Annotated in this window: 14 protein-coding genes and 1 tRNA gene; 3 read left to right on the top strand and 12 right to left on the bottom strand. The window is 41.4% G+C overall.

Annotated elements, in window-relative coordinates; genetic code table 11:
* Positions 1–705: 705 nt before the first annotated feature.
* The 12 genes from MWU84_RS19635 to MWU84_RS19690 all read right to left on the bottom strand — a co-directional run bounded on the left by MWU84_RS19635 (position 706) and on the right by MWU84_RS19690 (position 12,800).
* Positions 706–1,170, bottom strand: coding sequence for a DUF6730 family protein (locus MWU84_RS19635; protein WP_246904859.1), 465 nt, complete (start codon positions 1,168–1,170; stop codon positions 706–708).
* 17 nt (positions 1,171–1,187) lie between these two features.
* The gene (locus tag MWU84_RS19640) at positions 1,188–2,057 is read right to left on the bottom strand and encodes a relaxase/mobilization nuclease domain-containing protein (protein ID WP_246904862.1); all 870 of its coding nucleotides are present in this window, start codon (positions 2,055–2,057) and stop codon (positions 1,188–1,190) included.
* Positions 2,054–2,350, bottom strand: coding sequence for a mobilization protein MbpA (mbpA, locus tag MWU84_RS19645; RefSeq protein ID WP_246904865.1), 297 nt, complete (start codon positions 2,348–2,350; stop codon positions 2,054–2,056). The genes MWU84_RS19640 and mbpA overlap by 4 nt, the downstream gene beginning before the upstream one ends.
* Positions 2,351–2,435: 85 nt before the next feature.
* The gene (locus MWU84_RS19650; RefSeq protein ID WP_246904866.1) at positions 2,436–3,302 is read right to left on the bottom strand and encodes a toprim domain-containing protein; all 867 of its coding nucleotides are present in this window, start codon (positions 3,300–3,302) and stop codon (positions 2,436–2,438) included.
* A 208-nt stretch (positions 3,303–3,510) separates the two neighbouring features.
* The gene (locus MWU84_RS19655) at positions 3,511–4,716 is read right to left on the bottom strand and encodes a primase-helicase family protein (protein ID WP_246904870.1); all 1,206 of its coding nucleotides are present in this window, start codon (positions 4,714–4,716) and stop codon (positions 3,511–3,513) included.
* A 29-nt stretch (positions 4,717–4,745) separates the two neighbouring features.
* The gene (locus MWU84_RS19660; RefSeq protein WP_093978170.1) at positions 4,746–5,069 is read right to left on the bottom strand and encodes an AlpA family phage regulatory protein; all 324 of its coding nucleotides are present in this window, start codon (positions 5,067–5,069) and stop codon (positions 4,746–4,748) included.
* 137 nt (positions 5,070–5,206) lie between these two features.
* Positions 5,207–5,848 (bottom strand): hypothetical protein, encoded by a 642-nt coding sequence (locus MWU84_RS19665; RefSeq protein ID WP_246904873.1) that lies wholly within the window; start codon positions 5,846–5,848, stop codon positions 5,207–5,209.
* 117 nt (positions 5,849–5,965) lie between these two features.
* A tRNA-Asp gene (locus MWU84_RS19670) sits at positions 5,966–6,042 on the bottom strand.
* Between the two features lie 74 nt (positions 6,043–6,116).
* Positions 6,117–7,046: a DUF58 domain-containing protein gene (locus MWU84_RS19675; RefSeq protein ID WP_246904875.1), complete on the bottom strand. Its 930-nt coding sequence runs from the start codon at positions 7,044–7,046 to the stop codon at positions 6,117–6,119.
* 214 nt (positions 7,047–7,260) lie between these two features.
* A complete protein-coding gene (trxA, locus tag MWU84_RS19680) occupies positions 7,261–7,578 on the bottom strand; it encodes a thioredoxin (protein WP_246904877.1) in 318 nt (105 codons plus the stop codon).
* Positions 7,579–7,741: 163 nt separating this feature from the next.
* Positions 7,742–12,178 carry a DNA polymerase III subunit alpha gene (dnaE, locus tag MWU84_RS19685; RefSeq protein ID WP_246904881.1) on the bottom strand — a complete coding sequence of 1,479 codons (4,437 nt, stop codon included), beginning with the start codon at positions 12,176–12,178 and terminating at the stop codon, positions 7,742–7,744.
* A gap of 154 nt (positions 12,179–12,332) precedes the next feature.
* Complete coding sequence (locus MWU84_RS19690) at positions 12,333–12,800, bottom strand: PA2169 family four-helix-bundle protein (RefSeq protein WP_246904883.1); 468 nt, start codon at positions 12,798–12,800, stop codon at positions 12,333–12,335.
* A 271-nt stretch (positions 12,801–13,071) separates the two neighbouring features.
* Between MWU84_RS19690 and MWU84_RS19695 the strand changes: the two genes are divergently transcribed.
* The 3 genes from MWU84_RS19695 to MWU84_RS19705 all read left to right on the top strand — a co-directional run bounded on the left by MWU84_RS19695 (position 13,072) and on the right by MWU84_RS19705 (position 14,983).
* On the top strand, positions 13,072–13,638 hold the full coding sequence (locus MWU84_RS19695) for a 30S ribosomal protein S16 (RefSeq protein ID WP_246904886.1): 567 nt from the start codon (positions 13,072–13,074) through the stop codon (positions 13,636–13,638).
* 13 nt (positions 13,639–13,651) lie between these two features.
* Positions 13,652–14,179, top strand: a complete 528-nt coding sequence (rimM, locus tag MWU84_RS19700) for a ribosome maturation factor RimM (RefSeq protein ID WP_246904888.1) — start codon at positions 13,652–13,654, stop codon at positions 14,177–14,179.
* A gap of 216 nt (positions 14,180–14,395) precedes the next feature.
* Positions 14,396–14,983: an SET domain-containing protein gene (locus MWU84_RS19705; protein ID WP_246904889.1), complete on the top strand. Its 588-nt coding sequence runs from the start codon at positions 14,396–14,398 to the stop codon at positions 14,981–14,983.
* Positions 14,984–15,092 lie beyond the last annotated feature (109 nt).

Consider the following 15,092-nt stretch of genomic DNA (forward strand, 5'->3'; position numbering starts at 1 on the left):
TTTTCCTTGCATACATTAAGTTACGAAATCGACCTCTTTTTAATATTAAGCCAATATTAATTTTTCATAACTTGTGCAACAGGCACAATACCTATAGCAAATAGGGCAAAAAGTGCTAAATTTAATGGTTTGGGCTTACTTATTAAGTCCGCCAAATCTTTTGGATTTGGCTTTTAAAATGAAAAAGATAAAAACAAAACAAAAAGCTTTGGCTACCAGCGCAGACGGAAACAAATAGTTTCCTTGCCTGCCCTACTTGCCATAGCCGGAACGTTGGCAAACATTATAAAAAATAGTTAATGTTAAAATATTTGAGAAGCAGAAAAAATATTCCGTATATCATAATGTTAATGATTGGAATCGGAATTGCGACGTACAAATATGATTTTATTTCAGCCATTATTGGTTTTGGAGTTGTTATAATTTTCAGCTTAATTATGGGCTACTTAATAAACAAACTCATTAAATAATAATTATAAATAGAATTTACAATTCAGTGTAATTGTGTAATAAAGCAAAAACTCAATCTTGGACTGCTCATATATCACTGTAGCCTTCCCTAAAAATAGGACAGTATAAAATTCAAATTTATTAATTCCAATTTTTTCAATCCCAAATCTTACAAAAACTTTGCGCTTGGATCCTGTGCTGTTTTTGTAGTGTTCAGGCAGATAAGCGTAAAGCAAAAACAGCATAGGGCGCAACCTACTGTGGGTTTGGGTTTCCCTCTTTTTCGGACCTCTTCAAGAACGTCCTATAAGCCTCCGGATATTCTCCAAAGTAATTCTTCAATTCGGTTGAAATTGCGGTCCTGCCCTCTTCGAAAGCCTTCTCCTTTTCTTCTTCGAACTGTACCACCTGGTAGCCCAAATAGCCCGAAATGGATAAAGAAGTAATTAATATCAAACTGACCATGAACAATAGCCATTCAGGGATAATCTGCGACTTCTTCAACTGCTCCCCTATTTGGATGGTTCTTGTATCCTGCCCTTGGAAATGATCCCCCTGTATTCTGTTGAGATCCTTCAGTTCTTTTCTGATCGCCGAAATATCCTGTACCGTTTCCGAACCCGTGAGTTCCTTGCTTAGCAGTTCCAGTTTCACCAACATCTGTTTCAATCCTTCCAGTTCGTCGGTCAATAATTCCGTAATCTCGTCCAACTTTGCCATAACTTTTTCTTTTATTATTAATATCCTATCTCAAATCCCGCACTTTTTTGGATCGCCTGTTTGATGGCCTGTTTTGCCAACTTTAGAGCGATATTGCCACTGAGCTGTACGGCCCTTCCCATGAGGCTGACGGTATTGTCCATGTTTTTGACGAAGCCCTTACCTGCGTTTTCCCCTATCCCCATCACCAATCTACTGCCCGACATGGAACGGTGCACCTCGCTCCCCTTTAGGCTGTGTCCCTTAAATTCAAACCTAAATCCCTGTAATCGGTTCGACTTGTTGATACTGGGAACTACCTTTATGTCCTTTTCTCCCATAAGTTTAATGTACCGGTCCAGGTCCTTGGGGCGGTGTTCGGCCATGACCTTTTCATGTATCATCTTGATCTCATAGCGTATGAGTTTGATCCGGTCCAATTTTTCCTGTTGCACCTCCCTTGCCGTGGTAAGCCCCATTTCCTTTGCAACATTTTCCGCGGCCTGCTGGCTCCTCTTTCCGATAAAACTGTCGTTATAGGCCCTACCGTTAAAATCGATGCGGTTCACGTACAAATGGACATGGGTATGTTGTTGGTCTCTATGTACAAAGCCTATGGCCTGGTGCTCCTGTAGTTTCATTTCCTTGAGGAATTTTTCCGTGATCTCGCCAAGCGACTTGGCGCTCAGCTCCTTTCCCTCCTGAATGGTAGGACTGAGGACAAAGCTCAGGGTATTGTTGGTGCACCTGGTATTCTGTTCTTGGATGATCTTGAATTCCTCCGTAATCTCCTTTGGAGTTTCCCCAGCCAGATGTTTGGAATATACTACCTCCGCATCCTTTTCCTGGTTCCAGCCATAGGACATGGAGGCCCTGGTGTGCGATATCGATTTTCCCTTACCTATCATTTTTTAAAATTCTTAAGGTGGTCCCGTATTTCCTCGGCAAGCTTTGTGACCTCTTCGGCCAGTCTGGGATTCCGTTTTCTGAACATGTTCCCGATCAGCTTAAAGTTTGTTGCATACTGGATCAGCATCTTATAGATGTCTATCTGTTCCTCCGTCAAGCGCTCGATGATCTTGTCACCCAAGGCGGCACGACGGCAATATTCGCTTACGCTCAGACCGCTCTTTTTGGCCTTGATCCTGAGCAGTTTCTTCTCGAAGAGGGAACATCGGAATTTGATGTAGGTCCTTTTCATTTTTTGTTTCTTTGCGACCTCCGGGAGCAAAGCAAGATCGTCTTTGTGGCAACAAAGACACATCTTGAATTCCTTCCCCGACGGGTCATAGTTTTTTCGACATCCACCATGCGTTCACATCCTTAAAATCCTTGTACAAGTTTGACATGTCCCTGCATTTTGGGCTCTGTTCCAGCAATATTTCCACTGCTCTTTTACCGGCTTTGTCATTGTCCAGGTAGAGCTGTACGGATTCATAGCTTTCAAATAGTCCGGGTATTTTTTCCACAAAGGCAAGGGAATTCAATATCAATAGGTCATTTTCACCCCGTAGTTTTTTATCCCGTTCCATAAGGCTCAACATATCGAACATGCCCTCTGTGACTATCAATCTGCGGTTACCGTTCTTTATGTAGGTGATGTCCTTTGGGGAGCTGGAGTTTTTATAGTATTTGTTCCGAAGCTCCCATCCTCCTGAATCATTCTTCGTTCCGATGGCGAAAAAGTTTCTGCCCCGAAGAATGTAATGGACCTCCTGGCAAAGTTTGGCTGCTGTGGAAACAGGGATTTTACGTGAATTAAGATACCTGATCAATGCAAAATGTCCAATGGGCCGTGCATAGCGGACCCGGATACCGCTTGCATTTTGTTCGGGAATTAAGGGCTGCTGCTGAAAAGAAAAAGAGATCTGGCCGTTCTCCAACCAATCCAGGGTTTCCTTAACCGATGATCCGTTTATAATACAGACTAGGTCGATTACGTTGCCCCCTCTCCCGGCCCCATGGTCGTACCATCTATTGAGTTCCTTGGACACCTTGAAAGAGGCTTGGTCCTCTGGCCTGAAAGGACTCAGGAACCAAGCTTCTTTCTCCGTTGATCTGGTCGGAAAGTGCCCGAGTTTTGCCAGCGCCTTCTCGATGGGAAAGGCTCGGGCACTTTCGCACGATAGTTTATGGGATCTTTTTCTTTTCATTAGCAATACTTTATCTTCAATTTTTTGATGTTTTGATGACAAACCTTCCCAAAGTCAATATTTACAGGGCTTTCCCGGTCATCAAAACATTCATCGATTCATCACTTTTGTAGTTTTAGGCTTTCCTGGTTTTCATCACTTTTTATTTTGATGAACAAATGATGATAAAATGATGAGCGTACCAACATCGACGGGCATTGACCTCCCCTCAATCTGTCATCGATTCATCAAAATTTTCCAGCAGAAAGGATTTATCCACCGTAAAGTAGCGTCCCTTGGCTTCCATCAAATGCATGGTGGCATCCTGCCAGATCACCAATTTGTAGTAGCTGAGGGTATTGTCCTTGTTCTCCAGTTTCCAATCTTTTTTCAGCATTCGCCTTAAATGGGTAATATCGGTCTTGATTCGTGTACGGCTCAATAGCTGAAGTGCATCCAAGGGACATATGTTTATTTCCGTAATATCAAAATGTTCCATGGCTCCCAGTAACAATGATGCCAATTCCTTTTCCACCCGGTTACGGTTGTGCCTCACCAGATTCTTCAGGGCAGGTGTTTTGATCTGCCCTGGAGAGAACCACATGCGGGTGATATGCCGTGTGCTCAGATTACGACCCTTCAAAAAATATAGGAAAGCGGGTATTTCTTCAATAAGGGCTTCCAAAAAATGGGTATTCTCTTTCTGCAGATGGGGTATCTTCAAGACCCAGAACCTGGTCTCGTTCCCATCTATCTTAATAAAGTTGTTCTCATTGTTGCTGCAAAGGATAAACTTGCCAAAGAATTCCACCTCCCTTTTGTCCTTCCCCTTGGCCTCCAATTTGTTGATATTGGTAGTGCTCAGGTATTTGATGCGTTCGGTGAGCTCTTCCTTATTGAACAGCACTTCGTCGATACAGATGAGCAGCTTGTTGGCCCAGTCGGCATTGAACTGGCTACCAAAACTGTCATTGGTCAGATAGGTAAGGTTGTTCTCAAAAATAGCCTTGAGCCATTTCAAAAAGGTACTCTTCCCCGTGGACCTTTCCTTAGAGACCAGGCACAGTATGGGCAACATCTGTACAGGTTTGGTATACAGCAATTGCAGATAGTCCAGTCCAAGTTCATATTGTTTCCCAAAAATATGCCTGATAAATCCCAGGGAGGTTTGTAGGCCCCCCTCCTTCGGATCTTTGCCCAAGGGGGAGTATGTATTATAAAAATTTTGGTATTCCTGTTTGAAGTCGATGTGGTTCGGGATACAGGTGAATCCATCGTACTTGGGCACCTTGCTCAGGTAATCCTTGCCATGGTCCTGGCGAATGGTCTCTATGTTCCAGTGGGTGAGCACTTCATTGAAATGGCCGGAGATGGTGGGCACCTTGACCATTTTATAGTATGCGGTGCCCACCCGGATGTAGGGTATATCTATCATAACAGGCAGTTTAAGAAAAATGGGGTGGTTTACCGCCTTCTGTTTTTCAATAACTGCTCATTGAATTTCTGTTCTAGATATTCATCCGAGACATCAGGTTTCCCCAATAACCAATCATCTATCCTATCCTTTTCAAAGAAGAGTTTGCGGATTTCCCTATTATCGCCCTTGGGGATCATATTCAGTCTGGAAAGTTTGTAGATAGTACTTTCGGACATCCCTGTGTATTGCACCAAGTCCTCCAGATTAAGGACCTTTTTATTGAAGGCCATAAGCCCCTTTATTTCCTTTAACAGTTCAATGACCGATTTGTCCGCGTCTGGATCGGACATTACATTTGTTTGCTCATTCATGGTTTCACGTTTTAGAAATTAATGATGAGTAAAAGGCCTTTTACGATATTGAATTCGAAGACCAATATAGCTGGATGACAAGGGAAGACATAACAAAAGGGGACATACACCCCTACAATTCACAGATACACCCTTTTTTACCTTGGAAAGCAGTTATCGATCTTATCGGTGAAGTATTTGGCAGGATGCTTTCTTAGACCGTTGTTGGAAAGTTTTTTTGCGGTAACGGGCTTTCCATCCAAGAACAATTTATTGGATTTCTCAAAAGTTGAATATTCCACACCGCATTTTTCTTTGAACTTTGACAATACATACCGTACTTCCCCCCAGTTCATGGCAATGAAATGTATTTCCGAGTCCGTGTCCTCAAATTGTTGGGTAAGCACTGAATGGAAATTATCGATTCCGGTCTTTTCGACATCGATCTTTTCATAGCCCCTAAGGACATAGTAAATGTTATCCAGGACCATCCGGTTGAAGTCCAGCCCAATGGTCTTGATGGGTACTGCCATAACCGTTCCAATATTCTTCCTTTTATTTCTGGTATATCGGACAATCAAATAAAGTATACCGATACATAATGAGCAAACAAAGATCAGGGACCAATACCAGGGAAGGCCTACATCGAAAATAAAATAAAGGACTGTTCCGATCAGGACCAAAAACAGAATAATGGCCAGTGCTACTTGGGTATCCTTATAGTTATACCAAATATAGACCCGCTCTTTAAATTTATCCAAAGCGTCCAGCCGATCGATTATTTTATCAATTAAGTTCAAACCTGAAGAAGTGTAAGCTTGAACTAAATTTAATAAATTAAAAATAATTTTGTTGTACCTATGTTGTACCCGTAAAAAAGAAAAAGCTTTCCAATTTCTTGAAAAGCTTATCTTTGTTGGCGGTCCGGACGGGACTCGAACCCGCGACCCCCTGCGTGACAGGCAGGTATTCTAACCAACTGAACTACCGAACCGTGGCGTTTAGCGAGTGCAAATATACACCCCTTATTTAATTGCACAAACAATTTTATAAAAATAATGCAAGTTTCTACATAAATTTTTGGCGCTCCACCATAAAGGTGTTCATTATCAGGGAAAAACTATCCCTTACATCTACCTCTACATATTTAATTTTATATTGGGCACATTTTAGTCTCAATTCACTAAAGTAAGATCCCACCGCTTTTTCATAGGCCTCTTTTACAGAATCGGCATAAAGATCAATATGCCTACCCGTTTCCACATCAAGAAAACGCTTGGGGGTATTTTCAAAATCAAAGGAGTATTCCGTTTCCTTGTCCATGATATGAAAAAGAATAACCTCGTGTTTATTGTACTTTAAATGCCGTAGGGCATCGAACAACTTCCCGTCCTCCTCGGAGGATTGAAACATGTCCGTAAAAAGTACTATTAAACTTCTTCTCTTTATTTTTTCTGCTATCTGGTGCAAATAAATGTAGGTCTCTGTCTGCTTTGCCGGTTTTGTTTCTTGACTAATCTCCCCCAATTTGGCCAGCAGCATTTGGTGATGCCTTTCACTACTCTTTTCCGAGGAATAGAAATTGTATTGATCACTATAAACGCTTAAACCAACGGCATCGCGCTGTCTTTTAAGAATGTTCATCAAGGAGGCAATGGCCAAGACCCCAAATCCAATCTTATTAAGGTTTTCAAGACTTAGGGTCCCAACCTCTGGATAATACATGGAGGCGGAATTGTCCAAAATCATATGACAACGCAAATTGGTCTCCTCCTCGTAACGCTTGGTATACAACTTATCTGTCTTGGCAAACAGTTTCCAATCTATATGCTTGGTACTTTCCCCATTGTTGTAGATCTTATGTTCTGCAAATTCCGCAGAAAATCCATGAAAGGGACTTTTATGAATGCCGCTGATAAATCCTTCTACCACCTGACCTGCCAATAATTCCAAATTCTGGAAAAGGCTTGCCTTATGTAATTCGGATTGTAGGTTCATTTAGCTAAGATAATGAAGATATTGGCTTTATGGAAAATAGAAATTCCAAAAAAAAGGGAAGAGGATTAAATTAGTAGTATCCAACCTTGATTTTGTATTTTCAACTAAATACCAATTAAGTTTAATCAACTTTTTGACGATTGGGCATAAAAAATCCCGCATATAGCGGGATTTTTTTTATCATTTATATTCCCTATTGGGGAATCAGTAAAGGTTAAAGTAATGCATCAATTGCATCGGTATATACCTTTTTAGGGGAAACACCAACCTGTCTGTTCACGATTTCTCCATTTTGGAACACTAGTACAGTAGGTATATTTCTTACCCCGTATTTAGCGGCAAATTCTTGGTTGGCGTCAACATCTACCTTACCAACAACGGCTTTACCGTCATACTCGGTACTAACCTCCTCGATGATAGGACCTACCATTCTACATGGACCACACCATGCTGCCCAAAAATCCACTACTACTGGTTTATCACTTTTTAAAACTACCTCATCAAAAGTAGCATCTGTTATTTCTAATGCCATGTTTCGTTATTTTTAAATATTATACAAAGTTAGACAATTATTTCGCCTTTTCCTTACTAACATTATATTCGTTTTTATTATGGGTAAATTGATAAAAACTATTCTTTTTTAACTCTTCTTAATACAGAATGATTTCCGATAATGACATCAACCCAACAAATACTTAATTTAATTTGTAATGTACGTCTTTTTCACTGAGCTGAAGAAGTAACTCGGAGGATATTTGAATTTTTTGTTTTCTACTAGTCATGTTTACTTTTATCTGTTCCTCCATCTCATATACCACAAAACTTAGGGGATGATTCCCCTGATGCGACACCAAGGTATCCTTAAGGTCCAATATGCTTTCCTCCTTTAACTGGGAGATATCCAAGTTGATGGTGAGTTTTTTGGCAAAGGTTTCCATTACATCCTGCAACATCATAATCATATTAAATTGCATCCTGGGATCTCCTTTTTTTCCGGTATCACGGTTTACCCATCCTTCGCGAATAAACACCTTTACATATGCGAAAGAATTGATCATTAGGAAATGACGATATTTTAGATACTCTTCCCCAAACATTCTAAATTCAAAGGTATCCGTATAATCTTCCATGGTGAACATGGCCCATCCCTTGCCATTTTTGGAAACTCTATGCTGCACATCGGTAATTACCCCGGCAAAGGAGACCTCTCTATTTACTATAGCCTCCAAATCATTTAAATTGGAAAGGCTCGCATTGCAGAAGGCCTTAATCTCTGCATTAAAATCGTCCAAGGGGTGACCGGAAATATAGATTCCCACTACTTCCTTTTCCCTTCGCAATTTCCCCATGGTGCCCCATTCCTCACAGGGCGGGACCACAGGTTCCGGAATCTGTACATCACTGGCTTCGCCAAACAGACTAACTTGTGATGAATTCTCATTCTCTTGAAATTTGGCCCCATATTTAATGGCTTTTTCCAAAAAGGTAATCCCATCCCCCTCATCATAAAAATATTGCGCCCTATGGGTATCCCCAAAAGAATCGAAGCCTCCGGCAACCGCCAGATTCTCAAAGGCCTTTTTATTGGCCGCCCTTAGATCGATTCGTTTGGCCAGATCAAAAACAGACTTATAGGGTCCATCTTTCTTTCTGTTCTCTACAATGGTTTCCACCGCACCACGACCAACCCCTTTTACGGCCCCCATACCAAAACGCACGGCCCCGGCATCGTTTACGGCAAACTTGTAGTAGGATTCGTTAACATCCGGTCCCAATACTTCCAATCCCATACGCTTACACTCTTCCATAAAGAAGGTAACCTGCTTTATATCGTTCATGTTATTGGAAAGTACCGCCGCCATATATTCTGCGGGATAATGGGCCTTACAATAAGCGGTCTGATAAGCGATCCACGCATAACAGGTAGAGTGCGACTTATTAAATGCATATGCTGCAAAGGCCTCCCAATCCTTCCAGATTTTCTCCAACTTGTCAACGGCATGACCTTTTTCCGAAGCCTGTTTTATAAACTGCGGCTTCATTTTGTCCAGGACATACTTTTGCTTTTTACCCATCGCCTTACGCAATACGTCGGCCTCACCTTTGGTAAAATCTGCCAGCTTTTGCGAAAGGAGCATCACCTGCTCCTGATACACGGTAATCCCATAAGTTTCCGCTAAATACTCCTCACAGGCATCAAGGTCATAAATAATTTCCTCTGTACCGTGTTTACGGGCAATGAAACTGGGAATATATTCCATTGGACCGGGGCGGTACAAAGCGTTCATGGCAATTAGATCTGCAAAAACGGTAGGTTTTAACGACCTCATGTGTTTTTGCATCCCAGGGGATTCATACTGGAACACCCCCACGGTATCCCCCCGCTGGAAAAGCTCGTAAGTCTTTTCATCGTCCAAGGGAAAATTCTCCGGATCCAATTCTATCCCGTGTTTGGCCTTTACTATTTTAACGGTATCCTTGATCAGCGTCAAGGTCTTTAAGCCCAAGAAATCCATTTTTAGCAAGCCCGCACTTTCCACCACCGAGTTATCGAACTGGGTACAGTACATTTCGGAATCTTTTGCCAAGGCCACCGGAACGAACTTGGTAATATCATCGGGCGTAATTATGACGCCACAAGCATGGATACCCGTGTTCCGGACGGATCCCTCCAAAATATAGGCCTGATTCAAGGTCTCGGATTCCAGACCTTCACCTTCGGAAATAGCCAGCAGTTCATTGATCTTGATCAGTTCCTCGCTGTTGAATTTTTCCCTTAGGATTTTTTCATCGATCCCAATGATCTTTTTCAACTTGGACATATTGGGGATCAGCTTGGCCATACGGTCCGCATCTCCCAAGGGCAGATCCAGGGCCCGTGCCGTATCCCGAATGGAAGATTTTGCCGCCATGGTACCATAGGTGATGATCTGTGCCACCTGATTGGAACCGTATTTGTCAATTACATAATCCATTACCCTACCACGGCCTTCATCATCAAAGTCGATATCGATATCGGGCATGGACACACGATCTGGATTTAAGAATCTCTCAAAAAGTAGGTCGTACTGTATGGGATCTAAATTTGTTATCCATAAGCAGTAGGCAACTGCGGAACCTGCTGCGGAACCCCGACCAGGACCAACGGACACATCCATACTGCGGGCAGCCCTAATAAAATCCTCAACAATCAGGAAATAACCCGGATATCCTGTATTTTCAATTACCTTAAGTTCAAAATCGAGTCGCTCATCAATTTCGGGGGTAATTTCACCATATCTCTTTTTCGCCCCTTCATAGGTAATATGTCGCAGATATTTGTTTTCTCCTCGTTTACCACCATCCAATTCATCTTCTTCAAACCTAAACTCCTCCGGAATGTCAAAAGCCGGCAACAACACGTCACGGGCAAGGGTGAAGGTCTCTACCTTATCAATTACTTCCTGAATATTGGTAATGGCTTCTGGAATATCCTTGAAAAGGTCCTTCATTTCTTCTGAGGACTTGAAATAATATTCCTGGTTGGGCAATCCATATCGATACCCACGACCACGACCTATTGGAGTGGCCTGTTTTTCCCCATCCTTTACACAAAGTAAAATATCATGTGCATGCGCATTCTTTTTTTCCTGGTAATAGGTATTGTTGGTCGCAACTAATTTTATATTATGCTTTTGGGCAAACTGGATCAATACTTGGTTTACACGGTCCTCATCCTCCTGACCGTGACGCATGATCTCCATATATAGGTCGTCCCCAAAAGTCTCCTTCCACCATAGCAAAGCCTCCTCCGCTTGGTTCTCCCCAACATTCAGCACTTTACTGGGTACTTCCCCGTACAGGTTGCCCGTGAGTACAATAATATCTTCCTTGTACTGCTCTATCACCTTTTTATCGATCCGTGGAACATAATATTTACCGTCCACAAAGGCAATCGACGACATTTTGGATAAATTTAAATACCCATTTTTATTTTTCGCCAGCATCACTATTTGATACCCGTTGTCTTTTTGGGACTTATTGGTGTGATCTTCACAAACTTGAAATTCACATCCTATAATAGGCGTAATCTCCACCTCCGGTTCCGGAAGTTCTTGCAAGGGTTCTTGCCCTTCTTCCAAAGTGCCGTTTTTTGTGGCCTCATAACGCTTTAAATTTTCTTCGTTTCTGGCAACAACTCCTTTATTGTGGTTGATGACCCCGTTAACAAAATGAAATGCTCCCATCATATTCGCGTGATCCGTCATGGCTACCGCCGGCATTTTTGCCTTCGCGGTGGCCGAAATCAAATCAGGAATACTAATGGTCGACTGTAGAATAGAAAACTGTGTGTGATTATGGAGGTGGGCAAAGTTTGCCGTTTCCAAAGTGGCCAAATTCTCCTTTATTTCTTCTTTGGAAATTCCACCTGTATCTTTTTTCCATAAGGCATCGGCTATTTTTTTTGATGCCTTTTTAAGATTGATGTGTTTTAAACCAATTAATTGTATTTCTTGAGGATTGGCCTCCGAGAAATTCTTAAAATAATCGGGCTTAACATCCAATTGTTCTGCCGTGTATTCCTTTTTGCGGACCAATTCCAAAAAACAACGCGTAGTGGCCTCCACATCGGCTGTGGCATTGTGCGCCTCTCCAAAAGGCTCCCCAAACAAGTATTGATGTAGCTCCGTTAAGGTGGGCAATTTGAACTTACCACCCCGTCCACCCGGAATCTGGCATAATTGTGCCGTATGTTCCGTACAAGTATCCAGCACAGGTAATTCCTGCAAAGTATTTTCCACCTGGTACCGATAGAACTCGGCCCCCATAATATTAAGGTCGAAGCCCACATTCTGGCCCACCACAAATTTTGTCTTGGACAATGCAGCATTAAATTTTTCCAAAACAACCCCTATAGGGACACCTTCTTGCTGTGCCAGCTCGGTAGAAATACCATGAATCTGCTCGGCATCGTAGGGAATATTAAATCCATCCGGCTGTACCAAATAATCCTGACTCTCCATCAAATTACCCATGTCATCGTGCAACTGCCATGCAATTTGTATGCAGCGCGGCCAATTCTCGGTGTCCGTGTAAGGGGCATCCCAACGTTTGGGTAATCCTGTGGTTTCCGTATCAAAAATAAGGTACATAGAGCGGGTTTATGTGATGGGCTTGGAAGTGGTAAAAATAAGGAAATAGCCTGTACGGGAAAAGTGCATTTATCAGGAGTTATCAACGTTGGCAAAAGAACAAAACCAGATGTTTCCATCTGGTTTTGCCTTTTATTAAATTACCACTTGGGACCTATGCCAATTGCTCATGGATATTGGCCAAGGTCAAGGAGGATTTAATGGCATCCCTATGTCTTTTCAACATACTTTCGGTAGATGGCGGCAGCACAAGACCCCTATCATATAAAATTTCATTATATTCCTCGAGACTTGCCTTTTCACCACGTTCAACTTCTTCCAGTAACTGTTTCTTTTCATTGGAGGCAACGGCGGCTTTAAGATTCATCCACGCTCTGTGCATATCTCCTTTTACGCTTCCATCATTTTCGGGCAATTCGCCATATTGTAAAATTTCAGCCTTAAGCTCACGCGCAAACTCTCCCCGCTGTTCGGACCTATCCTTCAGGAATTTGTTGGTCGTTGGATTGTCTATTTTTTCCAATGCCAATTTAAATCCTTTTTCGGCATCATAATTTTTTATCAATAGGTTGTTTAATCGATTTGAAATTTTCCCTGAATACTTCATAATATCTCTCTTCATTTTTAGTTAATTACATTGGTCAACGACTTTCGCTAACCCTTGTATCAAGCTAAAAGATTTATACCCTTCTCCAAATCCAAAGACCCTTTTAGTCCAAATTTAACAGCATTTCTTAAGAAATGTTAAGTTTTTTACCCTCCATAATTGAATTTTAGCCCAAATATTTGATTACCACATAAAAAGAAATATTATATTTGCACCCGCTTAGGACGAGCCTAGCGCAAAAAAGAATTAATAATCAAGGGTCGGGCACCCTACAAATTAATGTGATATGCCAGTTAGAATTAGATTACAAAGACACGGAAAAAAAGGAAAACCTTTTTATTGGGTAGTAGCTGCGGATTCCCGCGCTAAGAGAGATGGTAAATACTTGGAAAAATTAGGTATTTACAATCCAAATACCAATCCTGCAACTATAGAATTGGATGTTGACAGTTCTGTAAAATGGTTGGATAACGGTGCACAGCCTTCTGAAACTGCAAAAAGAATTTTATCTTACAAAGGAGTACTTTTAAAGCACCATTTATTGGGTGGTGTTCGCAAAGGTGCCTTGACCGAAGAGCAAGTTGAAGAAAAATTCAATGCTTGGTTGGAAGAAAAAGCAAATATTGTTGGTTCTAAGGTAGATAGTTTGGCAAAAGCGGAAGCCGATGCCAAAGCTAAGGCTCTAAAAGCTGAGAAAGAGGTCAACGAAAAACGTATGGCCGCTGCTGCAGAAGCAGAAGCTCCAGCTGCAGAAGAAGTAATTGAAGAAACTGCACCCGTAGTGGAAGAGGCTGCTGCCGAGGAAACTGCTGCACCTGCAGATGCTCCTGAAGAGACTAAAGAAAAAGAATAGCTAACCAGAAACGATGACAAAGGAAGAGTGTTTCTACCTCGGCAAAATCGTTTCTAAACATAGCTTTAAGGGTGAGGTACTTATTAAACTGGATACCGACGAACCCGAATTGTACGAAAAAATGGAATCAGTGTTCGTTTCCCTTGGAAACAATCTGGTTCCTTTTTTTATTGAAAAAAGTCAACTTCACAAATCCAGTTTATTACGCGTACGATTTGAGGAGGTTGCGAATGAATCGGACGCCGATAAGGTTATGGGCTCTGAAATTTATCTCCCACTTAAATTTTTGCCCCAATTAAAAGGCAACAAATTCTATTACCACGAGGTAATTGGTTTTGCCATGGAAGACAAGGCCCATGGAAATATAGGAATTATCCAAAGCATTAACGACACTACCTCGCAAGCCCTATTTGAGGTAGAAAAAGGTGACAAACAATTACTTATTCCGGTCAGGGACGAAATAATTTCCAAAGTGGATCGTGAAAACAAAACCATTTTTGTCGACACCCCTGAAGGATTGGTAGACCTCTATTTATCCTAAACTACCCCACTTTTTAATTTTTTCTCCCTGAAAAAGGGATGATAATTTTACCTACCTTTCTCTATCGCATTTCTTATAGATTGGAACAAAACCTATATCATTATACCCATTGTATTAATGTAAGTAAATTGTAGGTAGGATGGAACTATTCAAGGCAATGCTAAACATACCTGTAAACAACTATTCCGTATTAACGAAATTATTTTATGCCGAAAAATGATTCATCCCAAAACAGAACTTCAATTCATCAATAAGGAGATTGGCTACGGAGTAGTAGCCACTGAGTTTATTCCCGCCGGAACCATAACCTGGGTATTGGACAGATTGGACCGTGAATTTAGCCCAATCGAAATGGAATCTTTGGAACCCCTTTATCAGTCCATTTTGGACACCTATACCTTTAGGGACAACAAGGGAAGATTTATACTTTGTTGGGACAATGCCAGATACGTAAACCACAGTTTTAACTCCAATTGCCTTACCACAGCCTATGATTTTGAGGTAGCTATAAGGGATATCCATGTAGGGGAACAACTTACGGACGACTATGGGTATCTGAACATTCCCCAACCCTTCAGGGGAATTGAAGAAGGCACCAAGCGCAAGGTCGTATATCCTGATGATCTTTTGAAATATCATAAAGTGTGGGACAAAAAACTACAACAGTTATTTCCAAAAATCCCTAAATTGGAACAACCCTTAAAACCCCTGATTTCAGAAAATCTATGGAATTTGGTAATCTCAATTTCGGAAGGCAAAAAAATGATGGATTCCATTAAGAACAACTATTATAATGGGGATTAGCGGTACAATAACCACTTCTACAAATACAGGACTTAATTTTTGTTCCTTCACTTTCAGATATTAGACCATAACATTTCAAAATATTATTTTAGCTTTAACAAAATTGGTT

It is taken from the genome of Arenibacter sp. F20364 (assembly GCF_023015905.1).
GTDB lineage: Bacteria > Bacteroidota > Bacteroidia > Flavobacteriales > Flavobacteriaceae > Arenibacter.

What these genes read in the sequence shown, in the direction of transcription:
- MWU84_RS19635 (WP_246904859.1), bottom strand. Translation starts at nt 1,170, where the DNA reads ATGGCAAAGTTGGACGAGATTACGGAATTATTGACCGACGAACTGGAA.
- MWU84_RS19640 (WP_246904862.1), bottom strand. Translation starts at nt 2,057, where the DNA reads ATGATAGGTAAGGGAAAATCGATATCGCACACCAGGGCCTCCATGTCC.
- mbpA (WP_246904865.1), bottom strand. Translation starts at nt 2,350, where the DNA reads ATGAAAAGGACCTACATCAAATTCCGATGTTCCCTCTTCGAGAAGAAA.
- MWU84_RS19650 (WP_246904866.1), bottom strand. Translation starts at nt 3,302, where the DNA reads ATGAAAAGAAAAAGATCCCATAAACTATCGTGCGAAAGTGCCCGAGCC.
- MWU84_RS19655 (WP_246904870.1), bottom strand. Translation starts at nt 4,716, where the DNA reads ATGATAGATATACCCTACATCCGGGTGGGCACCGCATACTATAAAATG.
- MWU84_RS19660 (WP_093978170.1), bottom strand. Translation starts at nt 5,069, where the DNA reads ATGAATGAGCAAACAAATGTAATGTCCGATCCAGACGCGGACAAATCG.
- MWU84_RS19675 (WP_246904875.1), bottom strand. Translation starts at nt 7,046, where the DNA reads ATGAACCTACAATCCGAATTACATAAGGCAAGCCTTTTCCAGAATTTG.
- trxA (WP_246904877.1), bottom strand. Translation starts at nt 7,578, where the DNA reads ATGGCATTAGAAATAACAGATGCTACTTTTGATGAGGTAGTTTTAAAA.
- dnaE (WP_246904881.1), bottom strand. Translation starts at nt 12,178, where the DNA reads ATGTACCTTATTTTTGATACGGAAACCACAGGATTACCCAAACGTTGG.
- MWU84_RS19690 (WP_246904883.1), bottom strand. Translation starts at nt 12,800, where the DNA reads ATGAAGAGAGATATTATGAAGTATTCAGGGAAAATTTCAAATCGATTA.
- MWU84_RS19695 (WP_246904886.1), top strand. Translation starts at nt 13,072, where the DNA reads ATGCCAGTTAGAATTAGATTACAAAGACACGGAAAAAAAGGAAAACCT.
- rimM (WP_246904888.1), top strand. Translation starts at nt 13,652, where the DNA reads ATGACAAAGGAAGAGTGTTTCTACCTCGGCAAAATCGTTTCTAAACAT.
- MWU84_RS19705 (WP_246904889.1), top strand. Translation starts at nt 14,396, where the DNA reads ATGATTCATCCCAAAACAGAACTTCAATTCATCAATAAGGAGATTGGC.